This window comes from Streptomyces tubercidicus, assembly GCF_027497495.1.
Lineage (GTDB): Bacteria > Actinomycetota > Actinomycetes > Streptomycetales > Streptomycetaceae > Streptomyces > Streptomyces tubercidicus.
Genome location: NZ_CP114205.1, coordinates 2,188,931 through 2,200,564 on the forward strand (window position 1 = coordinate 2,188,931; position 11,634 = coordinate 2,200,564).

The following is an 11,634-nucleotide window of genomic DNA, read 5'->3' on the forward strand; positions in this document are numbered from 1 at the left end:
GCTATGCGTTCTTCCGTCGCCAGTCTCGGATGGCGATCGATGAGCCGACTACCGCGGCGACGGCCAGAAGGCCGGCGCCGACGATGTAGATGGAGATGCGGGCGCGCCGTTCCTCGGTGGATTCGCCGATGGTGACGGCGGCCGGCTGGATGTTGGAGCCGTCAGCCGCGTTGGTGGGCTTGTCCGGCTCGGGTGAGGCGGTGGGCACGGTGTCGTCGTTGAGGGCGGCTACCGGGTCGACGACGCCCCAGCCGATGTTCTGGTCCGCCTTCGGGCGTACGCGCTCCGCGGTCTGTTCCAGGTGCCAGATGACCTGCTTCGGGGTCCACTTCGGCGTCTCGTTCAGGTGCTTCGCTATCAGGAGGGCCGCGGCGCCCGCGGCGTAGGGGGCGGCGAAGCTGGTGCCCTGGTCGACGCAGTTGCCGCCGTGGGGGACGGTGGAGACCATGTTCACGCCCGGCGCGGCGATGTCGACCCAGTCTCCCGGCTGGGAGAAGGGGGCGCGCTCGTTGTTGCGGTCCGAGGCGGCAACGGACAAGACATTGTCGAACTGCTGGAACGCGGCGGGGTACATGTTCTTTTTCTGCCCGCTCGCGCCGTCGTTTCCGGCGGACGCGACAATGAGAATGTTGTTCTGGGCGGCCTTCTGGATCGCGGCCTTCAGGCGGATCAGCTTTCCCGCGCTGGCGTCCGTGCCCTGGGAGATGTTGATGATGTTGACGTTCTTCTGGACCGCGTATTCGATGGCGGCGGCGAGGCTGTCGGCGGTGCCGGCCTTCTCCGCGCTGGTCTGCTGCAGCGGAATGACCTTCGCGTCGGGCGCGAGTCCATAGAAACCGGAAGTCGGCTTCGGGCGGGCGGCGATGATGCCCGCCACCTTGGTGCCGTGGCCGACCTGATCGACGGTGGGCTTGCCGTCACCGCCGACGAACTTCTTGCCGGGGCCTTCGATGTTGGGCTTGATCTGCGAGTTGCCCGCGTCGATGCCGGTGTCGATGACGGCGACCCGGACGCCCTTCCCACGGGTGTCGGCCCACATCTGGTTCGTCAGGAGGCGCTGGAGGGACCAGGGGGTCTCTTTGATGTCGTTGGTGCCGAACTTGCACTCACCACTGTTGAGCGGCACGTTCGGGTCCGCGACCGCCGGGGCGGCGGTGACACTCGACAGGCCGACGATGCACGCCGCCGTGACCAGCGCACCCGCTGCTCGGCGGCGGTGCCCGGCTCGGTGACCAATGGCGCGAGATCCCACGGGCTTTCTGCTCTCCATGTGTGGCGAATTGGGCAGGAACGAAAGGTGAGGGGAAGGAGGAGAAGGGGTGAAGGGGTGGTGGACGGCAGAAGGGCGAGCGCACTGTTGCAGCGCGCTCGCCCTCATGGACCACTGTGCGAGCAGCCGTGCTGCTCAGGTATCGCCGTTTCCGGCTCGACTGACCGGAGGTCAGCCTCCCCAGATACCGGAGTTCTTGTGCTCAGTGGCCTGGTAGTTCTGAGCGGCCTGGTCCAGCGCCTTGGCGATGGCCTCAAGCGTCGAGTGCAGGGAAGCGGCACGCTGGTCCCACTCGCGCTGGCGGGCCTGGTAGCCGTCCTGCGCCGCACCTTCCCAGCTGGCGGCGATCTTCTTGACGCCCGCCTCGAGGTCGTCGAGCTGCTGACGGATGTTGTTGGCCGTACCGCGCACGTCGGAACTGGCCTGCGAGATCGTCGCGAAATTAACGAGGATCTGGCCTGACATGGTGTCTCCTCAGGAGTTGATGCTGCTGGTCGATTCACACACCACAGCGGGCCGGCGGAATGACCGGCGGCCCCGGGCTGCGGCGGCTGGGCCATTGCGCCACGGTCAGCGGCGCGGCCCCATCATCCGAACGGGGAAGCCGAGGCGGAGATGTGCGAGATCGACTGCGCCTGCTCCTCTTCGGAGGCGGAGTAGTTCTTGGTGGTCTCGTCGATCGCTTCCTTGATCTCAGCCAGCAGCTGGTTGAGACGGTTGGCGTCCTCGTTCACCTTTGACTGGAGCTGGTTGTACGAGGAAGCCGCAGCACCCTTCCACCCAGACGTGATGGTGTCGACGACCGTGTTCAGGCGCGAGATCTCGCCCTGGATCGACTGGTTGACCGAGGAGATCTTGCCGCTGAACGCGACCATCTCCTCCTCGGTGGTTGTGTACTGCTGACCAGCCATAGTCAACGTCCCCCATGAGACTCGTACGTCGTACCGCACCGGGCAGCCACAGGCGCTCGCGCGGCAGGCATCTCCTGCTGACGCCTTTGGCTACTTTAACCACTCGATATGGCTCATCCCAACAGGGGGACGACGGTTGTGACGGGATCACAACACTGCCAACTGGCCGTCGGTGAAACGTCGTTCACGGGAAACGGACAGATGTGCCGCTATCGGTCATTCGGTGGCAGGCTCGGACCGGTGAAGATCACAACGAGAAGTCGGTGGCGTTCTCGGCGGAAAAACTGCGATGGAAGAATCCGGGGTGCACCGAGGGCCGTACCGAATGCCCCTTTCCGGGGTTCGGTACGGCCCTCGCTCATATCAGGACGACTGCGGCTTCTTGGCGCTCGGGATGTCCAGCGACGGGCCGGTCGAGAGGAGTTCGGACCAGGCCTTCAGGATCAGCGGCGGATGGGTGCCCTCGTAGCCGAGGTGCACCTTTGCCTTGTCCTGTTCGTCGTCGGCCTTACCGGACTTGCCGTCGCTGTCATTGTTCTTCGGCAGCGGATAGCGCAGCCCGGTGTCGGTGATCAGGAACTGGCTGCCGGTCTTGTCCTCGGGGGTGCGCACCTGGGTGTAGAGCAGACCGCTGCCGGGGGTGACGTACGAGTTGGCTCCGGTGGCGATTTTGACCGGGTAGTCCTTGCCGACCCAGGTCTGCATGTCCGGCACACCGTTCGGGTAGTTGAGCTGCTTCTCCTCGCCACCCGGGAGCTTGATGTTCTTGCCGTTGTAGACGCTGCAGGAGACACCGTTTCGCGTGGGACGGGTCAGTCCGCCGGTCTGGGAACCCTTGTCGAACTCATTGGCCACCGAGAGGCTCTCGCGGGGCCACGGGGAAGGAAAGCCGCCGAAAGTCCCCATGAAGTTCGTCGCATTACCCGAGTCGTCCTGCTTCGGGACGATGGTGTTGACCGCGATCTGTTCGGGCTTGATCCGCGAACCGTCGGGGTGCAGCCGCTGGGCGTTGGCGCCTTCCTCCAGGAGGTTCGCCACGAAGTCCGACACCTGCTCGACGCCGTCCTTCTCCACGACGTACTTCTGACCGCTGCTGTCCTGGAGGATCGAGCCGACGGTCTTGGCCCGCGCCGGCACCTTCGTGTCGGTGGTCTGGCTGCCCGCCTGGGGGACGACGGGCATGGTGATGCCGAGCTCCGGCGGGAGCACCAGGAGGGTGTCCATGAACTCCTGCGACACCGGCTGCGGCTTGGCGGAGCGGAAGATGATGCGGCGCAGGGTGTTGTTGACCGCTTCGCTGCGGCTGCTGAACGCGAATGCCTTGCCCTCGCTGTCGACCAGCCACTTCTTGTGCTGGGGATCCTCGACGAACAGCGCCTGGCTCGGGCCGAGTTTGCCCCTGCCCTCGACGGCCTCCTTGTCCTTGCCGCCCAGGACGAACACGGACTGCTGGGGCTTGCTGTTCAGGCCGCTGCCGGGGCGGTTGCACACCGCCCAGGTCTTGGGCGCATCCGCGTCCTCCTTACCGGGCAGCCGGTCGGGGGCGTAGGGAATGCCGAGGGCCGGTCCGTGCGGGATCTTTCCGTCCAGTTCGGCTTCCTTGACCTTGACCACCGTGAAGTTCGGGTCGATAAGCAGCCGGGCGGAGGCGAGGTTAAGGATCGGGTGCAGCAGTTTCTGCTTGCCCTGCTGCAGGACGATATAACGCGTGGTGGATTTGTCCCCGACGATGACATTCTTTCCGACCTCGTCCCAGCCTTGCGGGGCAACCGGTTTGAGAATGCCACAGGCGCCGAATCCGACGAGGACCACGACCCCCATCACGATGCTCGGCACGACCGCCTTCAGGGGCCTGGGGGCGCTCTCGATCGAACCGTTCGGCAGCGGCTTCAAAAATGCCGCATTCGTACGCTTTCGAGCGAACGAATACGCATTCAGCTCGTCCCGACGTGATGCCATTGTTGCTTTCTCTCCCCGCCTGTCGGATCCACATCGACCGCCCCCGGCACTCACGCCGCAGCGCCCTCTACTATGCCGTGTGTCGATCGACCCGTACGGTACGGGTGCCACCTTCCAACGCACCAGTCTCAGCAGCGGCCGATACGCCTGGTCGATACGCATAGAGGCCCACACCACCAGTAGAGGAGCAGGCCGGGGGATGTCCAGCGCCACCAGGGCTCGACGCCGCAACGGGCGGCAACAGCAGCAACAGCCTTCTGCTGCACCGCAATACGCGGGAAATGCTGGCCAAAACGGCACAGCTCCGGGCAACAGAGAAAATGGCGGCCGGGGTTCCGCGGCCCGCCCGGCAGGTCCGGTGGCACCGCGGCTGCGCCAACAGGCCGGAACCATCGGCGGCGTCCGAGTTCAGCAGCTGGCCATCCTCGAACTCGCCGCGGCCCTCGTACTGGTGGGCTGGTCGATCCACCCGGCCGCACTGACCGTCGCCATCGTGATCGCGGCAATTCTGGTCATTTTCGCGCTCGGCCGGCGGCGGAGGATTCCGCTGCCGGAATGGATCACCACCGTGCGCGCGATGAAGCGCCGCGGCAAGGAGAGCGCCGCCGCCCTCGCGGCCACCCAGGGCGTCGACCCGGCAATCGCCCCGGTGGTGGAGTGCGAACCGGCGCTGCGGACCTACGAGTTCACGACCGAGGCGGACCAGCGCGCCATCGGGTTCGTCGGTGACGGCACGTTCCTGACCGCCCTCGTCCAGGTGGACGCCCGTGACGAGCCGCTGCGCCCGGCGCGCGGCAGCCACATGCTGCCGCTCGACGTGCTGCACACCGCGCTCGACATCGAGGACATCCACCTGGAGTCGGTGCAGTTCGTCCAGTACACCCAGCCCGCGCCGGCCCCGCACCTGCCCGAACAGGCCGTCGCGGCCCGCTCGTACGCGCCGCTGCAGGCCCAGTCACAGACGCCCGCGCTCCAGTTGACGTGGATCGCGCTCAAGCTGGACCCCGAGCTGTGCTCGGAGGCGATCGAGGCCCGCGGCGGCGGGATGGAGGGCGCCAAGCGGTCCCTGCTGCGCGCCGCCGACCAGCTCGTCAGCCGGCTGACCGCGCACGGGGTGCGCGCCAAGGTGCTCGCCGAGCGCGAGGTCGTGGCCGCGATCGGCACCGCGGTGTGCGTCAGCCCGCGGGCCGCCAACGGCGCGATGGGGCGCGAGGGCCGGGCGGCCCGCCGCACCCAGGAGACGACCCGGGCGGTGCGCTGCGACGACCGCTGGCACTCCACGTACTGGATCGGCCGATGGCCCCAACTGGGCGAGGGCGGCGCGCCGTTGGCGGCCGTCACCCAGCTGCTGACCAGCACCAGGGCGATGGCCAGCACCTTCGCGCTGACCGCCACCCACGGCGGCGGCCGCGCCCCGGCCATCTCGGGTTACGTCCGTCTTTCCACCCGCAGTGAGAACGAACTCTCCGCCGCGCAGAGCGAGTTGGAGCGCCGTTCCAGTTCCGTGAAGGTCGGCCTCGTACGGCTCGACCGGGAACAGCTGCCCGGCCTGCTGGCCACGCTTCCCCTCGGAGGTACCCGCTGATGGCCTCTCCCACCTATCAGCCCCGCGTCAACACCAGCGGCAACGGCTGGCGCAACCCTCCTCTGGGCGGCGGCGAGAGCGGCGGCGGGCGGCTCTCGCACCAGCCGCGCCCGGACGAGGACCAGTCGGGCCCGACCGGTCCGAAGCCGAGGCCCGGCTACGGCCTGCGCGGACCGCGCCGCAGCCCGCATGTGCTGACGGCCGAATCGCTTGCCTCGCTGACCCTGCCGGTCGGCGACGACGGCGTGATCATCGGCATCGATCCGCAGAACCAGCCCGCCGTACTGAGCCTGCTGCGGCCCGCGCCGATGGAGATCGCGCTGGTCGGCAGCATGTGGATGGCGCAGCTGCTGGCGCTGCGTACGGTCGCCATCGGCGCCCGGGTCGCGGTCGAGACGGCGCGTCCGCCGGCCTGGGGTCAGATGGCGCAGGCCGCGGGCGGCGGACAGCAGTGTGTGTCCGTCCATGACGTGCGCCAGATCGCGCCCCAGGGACCGTCGGTCTCCAGCCCCGTGCTGGTCGTACGGGACATGGGCGCACGCCCGCCGCGCAATCAGCTCGCCCCGAGCCCCTGGCAGTCGGTACTGACCGTGCTGCCGTTCCTCGGACCGCGGTCGCCGCAGATGCTCGGCCGCGCCGATCTGGTCGGTATGCAGCGGCTTTCGCCCGAGGAGGCGGAGGTTGTGACGCGAATCATGCGGCTGCCGGAGCAGGTCAGTGCGGTGCTGCCGACGCTCAGCGACAACGCCATGCTGTGGTGCTCGCGCGACGGCCACCAGTTCGTCATGACGCAGCCGACGGAGGCGGAGACCAACCTGCTCGGCGGGCCGCGCCGTATGGACTGACCGTCCTCGCAGGCCCGGTCACGTGCGGACGCGCTGTGCGCGGCGCGTCCACGACCGGCCACCGGCCACCGGCCGCCGGCACGACTCACCAGTCGTTGGGCACGACTCACGGGCGCATCCCCACGGGTGCGCCCGTAAGCATGCCGAACGGTATGAAGACGACATGACATCGACTGCCGTTATGAGCCGACTCTTGATTAGGCTGTGTAGGAAGGCCGCAGGAGCACAGCACGACGGCAGTCGATACGGGGATGGAGACAGCTAGTGTTGGCGCAACCCCGGGTGGTGTGTTCCGACTTCCGCTACATCCGATCGATCCGCCTGTATCCGGTCCTGCCGTTCAGGTGCGTTGCAGTACACCAGGAGGCACAGTGAACGAGCAGGAGGCTTTCCGTCCGGACGGAAACGATCCTGACGACGACCAGTCCGAGTTCGACCTGACCGGTGAGTTCAAGATCGATTTCGCCGCACCGGCCTGGTACGCGAGCAACGACACCAGTGGTGGCGCCGGTGCCACCACTTCGTCCGCGGCTCCTCCTGCGTCTTCGCCCGCCACCCCGCCCGCCGCGGCCCCGCCCCCCGTCGGCCAGCCGCTCCCCGGGCCCGCGGAGGCCGCACCGCCGGGATTCCCGACGCTGCGGCCCCAGGAAACGGGCCATGACGGCCCGTCCGCCGCTCCTCCCCCGGCCATGCCGGAGGCTGCCCAGGAGGCCGCGCCGGACGCACAGGCAGGCGTCGCGCCGGAGGCGAACGCGGGTGCTGTGGCGAACGCGGGCAGCGGCACCGGGAATCGGCGTGCGGGCACGGGCGTCGATCCGTCGGCGTCTCTCTGGGACGACGACGATGACGACGAGCCGGAGGCGGCGAACGAGCCCGAGGCCACGGCCACCGACGCGGCACCGCAGCCGGAGGTCTCGGCTGCACCCGCCCCTGTCGAGGACGCTGCACCGGCCCCTGAGGCTGCGATTCCCGCGCAGCCCGCCCCGGCCCGTGCCGATGCGGCCATGCCGGACGTGCAGCCGGCACCGGTCCAGGAGCCGCAACAGCAGCCCCAGCAGGACATTTCGCAGCAGGGTGTTCCCCAGCAGGACGTTCCTCAGCAGGGGATGCCCGCACAGGGTGTTCCGCCGCAGCACGGGTTTCCTCAGCAGCAGGGCTTTGCCCAGCAGGCGGCTGAACAGCAGGGCGTGCCGCAGCAGGCGATGCCGCAGCACGCGGCTCAGCAGCAAGCTCCCCAGCAGGGCTTTCCTCAGCAGGGGATGCCCGCACAGGGAGCCCAGCAGCAGCACGGGGTTCCCCAGCAGGGCGCTCCTTGGGGTGCCGCGGCGGACGGTCAGCAGCAGGGGGTGCCCGGCCAGGGCGCGCTGCCGCCGCTGCCGCCCGAGTACCAGCCCGCGGACCCGCGGACGGCGCAGGCCCAGTCCGCTCAGCAGTCGCAGCAGCCGCAGCAGGGCCAGCAGCAGGCACCGGCCCAGCAGCAGGCACAGCCGCAACAGCAGCCGCATGCCCAGCAGGCGGGCCAGCCCCAGCCGCACGCCCAGCAGCCGCAGGCCGGGTACCCCCAGGGGCAGTCCGCGCAGCAGGCCCCGTACCCGCAGCAGCAGGGCGCGTACGGCTATCCTCAGCCCGCGTACGGCTACCCCCAACAGCCTCAGCAGCAGGCGCAGGCGCAGCCGCATGGCCAGCAACAGCCCCACGCGGCCGCGCAGCAGTCGGGTTACGGCTATCCGCAGACCGGTGCGCAGGCCTACCCGCAGCAGGGTCACGGCCAGGCACAGGCCGCTTACGCCCAGCAGCAAGCCGCCCAGCAGGCGGCGCAGGCGCAGGCCGCCCAGGCACAGGCTCAGGCGGCGCAGGCCCAACAGGCCCAGGCTCAGGCAGCCCAGGCCCAACAAGCACAGCAGGCGCAGCAGGCCCAGCAAGCGCAACAGGCCCAAGCCCAGCAGGGCCAAGCCCAACAGGCGCAGGCCCAGCAGGCCCAGGCGCAGGGCCAACAGGGCCAGTACCAGCCGCTCCCCGGTCAGCAGCCCGCCGACCCGAACGCCGCGGCCAACTACGCGTCGTACTCACAGCCGGGCCAGCGGCAGCCGCAGCAGCGGGCCGCTCCCGGCGCACCGCTCGGCTACAGCGCCGCCGTCGAGCTGACCTCCGACCGGCTGCTGCGCAACCAGCCCAAGAAGCGCAAGCCGGGCGCCAATGCCCAGCCGTCCAAGTTCAAACTGGGCGCGAAGAAGGAAGAGGCGGAGCGGCAGCGCAAGCTGGAGCTGATCCGTACGCCGGTGATGTCCTGTTACCGGATCGCGGTGATCAGCCTCAAGGGCGGTGTCGGCAAGACCACCACGACCACGGCCCTGGGCTCCACGCTCGCTTCCGAGCGGCAGGACAAGATCCTGGCGATCGACGCCAACCCGGACGCCGGCACGCTCGGCCGACGGGTGCGCCGTGAGACCGGTGCGACCATCCGTGACCTGGTGCAGGCAATTCCGCACATCCACAGCTACATGGACATCCGCCAGTTCACCTCGCAGGCCCCCTCGGGCCTGGAGATCATCGCCAACGACGTCGACCCGGCCGTTTCGACGACCTTCAACGACGACGATTACCGGCGGGCGATCGATGTCCTCGGCAAGCAGTACCCGGTCATCCTCACCGACTCGGGAACCGGTCTGCTCTACAGCGCGATGCGCGGAGTGCTCGATCTCGCCGACCAGTTGATCATCATCTCCACCCCGTCCGTGGACGGTGCCAGCAGCGCGAGCACCACCCTGGACTGGCTGTCCGCGCACGGCTACGCCGACCTGGTGCAGCGGGGTATCACGGTCATCTCGGGTGTCCGGGAGACCGGCAAGATGATCAAGATCGATGACATCGTGTCGCACTTCGAGACCCGCTGCCGCGGTGTCGTGGTCGTCCCCTTCGACGAGCATCTCGCCGCCGGTGCCGAGGTCGACCTCGACATGATGCGGCCGAAGACCCGCGAGGCGTACTTCAACCTCTCCGCCCTGGTGGCCGAGGACTTCGCGCGGGCACAACAGGCGCAGGGTATGTACCCCCAGCAGCAGATGGGCGGGGATCTGTACGCCCAGCAGCAGATGGGCGGCGACCCGTACGCGCAGCAGCACCAGTACGGCCAGCAGGGCCAGCCGCAGCAGCAGCAACCGGGGCAGCCGCCGGCCGGCTACCCGCCGCAGCAGGGTGGCTGGACCCAGCAGCCGCAGCAGGGCCAGCCGCCGGCTCACTGGCAGCAGCAACAGCCCGCTCCGGACGCACCGCAGCAGGATGGGCCCGGTCTGGCTCCTGGATGGCAGCAGCAGCCGCCTCCGCAGTGAGGCCGCGGACGTAGCGCAATACGGGGCGGGGCCCGGCACTTGTAAGGTGCCGGGCCCCGCCCCGTATCACGTCATCCCCCGGACGAGTGAACCGATCCTGGCCGAACTCCATGTGAAATCAGCCGAGTTGGGCAAGCGGGCATGCTGGGACCGCGCCTCTCAAGGCAGCTGTGCAACTGCCCCACACTCGGAGCTGGTTGCTGGGCAACTACCCCGAACTGGGAACTGGTTGCCGGGCAACTACCCCGACGCCCGGAACTGTTGGGCCACCCCCCTGTCCGCCCCGGAACAGCTGCACTTCCGCCCGCCCCCGGCCCACCCGGGAGCCGCCACATCTCCGGACCTGCCCCGGAACAACTTCACGTCTACGCCTGCGGAAGCTGCTGCCGCTGCCACACCGACCAGAACAACCGCAGCCTTACACCTGCGGAAGCTGCCGCCCTGCCGCGCCAACCAGAAAAACTGCACCTCTACATCTGCGGCAGCTGCTGCCCCGCCGCGCCCGCCAGAACAACCGCCCCTCTACACCCGCCCACCCCCCGAAGGGGGGGTGGGCGGCGGGGAAAAAACCACCGGGGGCCGGGGGGAGGGAGGGGGAGGCGGAGGCCCAGGAGGGAAGGGAAAAAGCGGCGGGCCTAAGGGGACACGCGGGGGCATGGAGGCAAGGGAAAGAACGGCGGGCCTAAGGAGACGCTGGCGGGCATGGACCGCCCTCACCCAGACCGTTGCCTGCCCCTAGCTGTGGCCCTCCCCCAGCCCCCACGCTCAGCCTTCACTCATCGCCCGCGATCAACCCCCGCGCCAGCTTCACATCGACCGCCATCCGCTCCAGCAACGCGTCGAGCGTGTCGAACTTCTCCTGGCCGCGGATGTAGGCGAGGAAGTCCACGCCGACGTGCAGGCCGTACAGGTCCAGGCCGACGCGGTCGATGGCGTACGCCTCGACGGTGCGTGCCTTGCCGTCGAACTGCGGGTTGGTGCCGACCGAGATGGCCGCCGGCATCGCCTCGCCCTCCACCTGGAGCAGGCCCGCGTAGACACCGTCGGCCGGGATCGCGGTGTGCGGCAGGGTCTCCACATTGGCCGTCGGGAAGCCCAGTTCGCGGCCGCGCTGGGCACCGCGTACGACGACGCCCTCGACGCGGTGCGGCCGTCCCAGGACCTCCATCGCACCGGCCACATCGCCCTCGGCCACCAGCCGGCGGGTGAGCGTGGAGGAGAACGGCTCGCCGCCGCCCGCCGCGCCGCGCTCGTAGAGGTCGATGACCTCCACGGTGTAGTCGTAGGTGGTCCCGAGCTCGGCCAGGGTCTCGACGGTGCCGGTCGCCTTGTGCCCGAAGCGGAAGTTGGGGCCCTCGACGACGACCTGCGCGTGCAGCTTGTCGACCAGCACCTTGACCACGAAGTCGGCCGGGGACAGCTTCGAGAACTCCTTGGTGAACGGGAGGATCAGCACCGCGTCCACCCCCAGCCCGGCCATCAGCTCCGCGCGCCGGTGGTGCGGCGCCAGCAGCGGCGGGTGGGTACCGGGCCGCACGACCTCGCTCGGATGCGGGTCGAAGGTCACGACCACCGCGGGAATCCCCAGCTCACGGGCGCGCGCGACGGCCTTGCCGATGATCAGTTGGTGGCCGCGGTGCACTCCGTCGTACGAGCCGATGGTGACGACGCTGCGCCCCCAGCCCTCGGGGATGTCCTCCAAGCCACGCCAGCGCTGCACTGTGCCCGCTCCTCG

8 protein-coding genes are annotated in these 11,634 nt (G+C 69.0%); 3 read left to right on the forward strand and 5 right to left on the reverse strand.

The window, feature by feature from the left end; genetic code table 11:
* Position 1 precedes the first annotated feature (1 nt).
* The 4 genes from mycP to eccB all read right to left on the reverse strand — a co-directional run bounded on the left by mycP (position 2) and on the right by eccB (position 4,140).
* The gene (gene mycP, locus STRTU_RS09225) at positions 2–1,252 is read right to left on the reverse strand and encodes a type VII secretion-associated serine protease mycosin (RefSeq protein WP_246240287.1); all 1,251 of its coding nucleotides are present in this window, start codon (positions 1,250–1,252) and stop codon (positions 2–4) included.
* Between the two features lie 189 nt (positions 1,253–1,441).
* On the reverse strand, positions 1,442–1,735 hold the full coding sequence (locus tag STRTU_RS09230; protein ID WP_159743098.1) for a WXG100 family type VII secretion target: 294 nt from the start codon (positions 1,733–1,735) through the stop codon (positions 1,442–1,444).
* 122 nt (positions 1,736–1,857) lie between these two features.
* Positions 1,858–2,181 carry a WXG100 family type VII secretion target gene (locus STRTU_RS09235; RefSeq protein ID WP_159743099.1) on the reverse strand — a complete coding sequence of 108 codons (324 nt, stop codon included), beginning with the start codon at positions 2,179–2,181 and terminating at the stop codon, positions 1,858–1,860.
* Positions 2,182–2,544: 363 nt separating this feature from the next.
* Complete coding sequence (eccB, locus tag STRTU_RS09240; RefSeq protein WP_159743100.1) at positions 2,545–4,140, reverse strand: type VII secretion protein EccB; 1,596 nt, start codon at positions 4,138–4,140, stop codon at positions 2,545–2,547.
* Between the two features lie 358 nt (positions 4,141–4,498).
* Here eccB and eccE point away from each other — a divergent pair, with 358 nt between their 5' ends.
* The 3 genes from eccE (at position 4,499) to STRTU_RS09255 (ending at position 9,899) form a co-directional block, all read left to right on the forward strand.
* The gene (gene eccE / locus STRTU_RS09245) at positions 4,499–5,725 is read left to right on the forward strand and encodes a type VII secretion protein EccE (protein ID WP_159743101.1); all 1,227 of its coding nucleotides are present in this window, start codon (positions 4,499–4,501) and stop codon (positions 5,723–5,725) included.
* Entirely contained in the window at positions 5,725–6,570 is an 846-nt protein-coding gene (locus STRTU_RS09250; protein ID WP_159743102.1) for a hypothetical protein, read from the forward strand. The genes eccE and STRTU_RS09250 overlap by 1 nt, the downstream gene beginning before the upstream one ends.
* A 371-nt stretch (positions 6,571–6,941) precedes the next feature.
* Entirely contained in the window at positions 6,942–9,899 is a 2,958-nt protein-coding gene (locus tag STRTU_RS09255) for an SCO5717 family growth-regulating ATPase (RefSeq protein WP_159743103.1), read from the forward strand.
* A gap of 772 nt (positions 9,900–10,671) precedes the next feature.
* On the opposite strand, the gene STRTU_RS09260 is transcribed toward STRTU_RS09255, so the two are convergent.
* Positions 10,672–11,619: a bifunctional riboflavin kinase/FAD synthetase gene (locus STRTU_RS09260; protein WP_159743104.1), complete on the reverse strand. Its 948-nt coding sequence runs from the start codon at positions 11,617–11,619 to the stop codon at positions 10,672–10,674.
* Positions 11,620–11,634: the final 15 nt, after the last annotated feature.

Bases quoted from the DNA above. Each gene is read 5' to 3' on its own strand.
- STRTU_RS09230 (WP_159743098.1), bottom strand. From the start codon at position 1,735: ATGTCAGGCCAGATCCTCGTTAATTTCGCGACGATCTCGCAGGCCAGT.
- STRTU_RS09235 (WP_159743099.1), bottom strand. From the start codon at position 2,181: ATGGCTGGTCAGCAGTACACAACCACCGAGGAGGAGATGGTCGCGTTC.
- eccB (WP_159743100.1), bottom strand. From the start codon at position 4,140: ATGGCATCACGTCGGGACGAGCTGAATGCGTATTCGTTCGCTCGAAAG.
- STRTU_RS09250 (WP_159743102.1), top strand. From the start codon at position 5,725: ATGGCCTCTCCCACCTATCAGCCCCGCGTCAACACCAGCGGCAACGGC.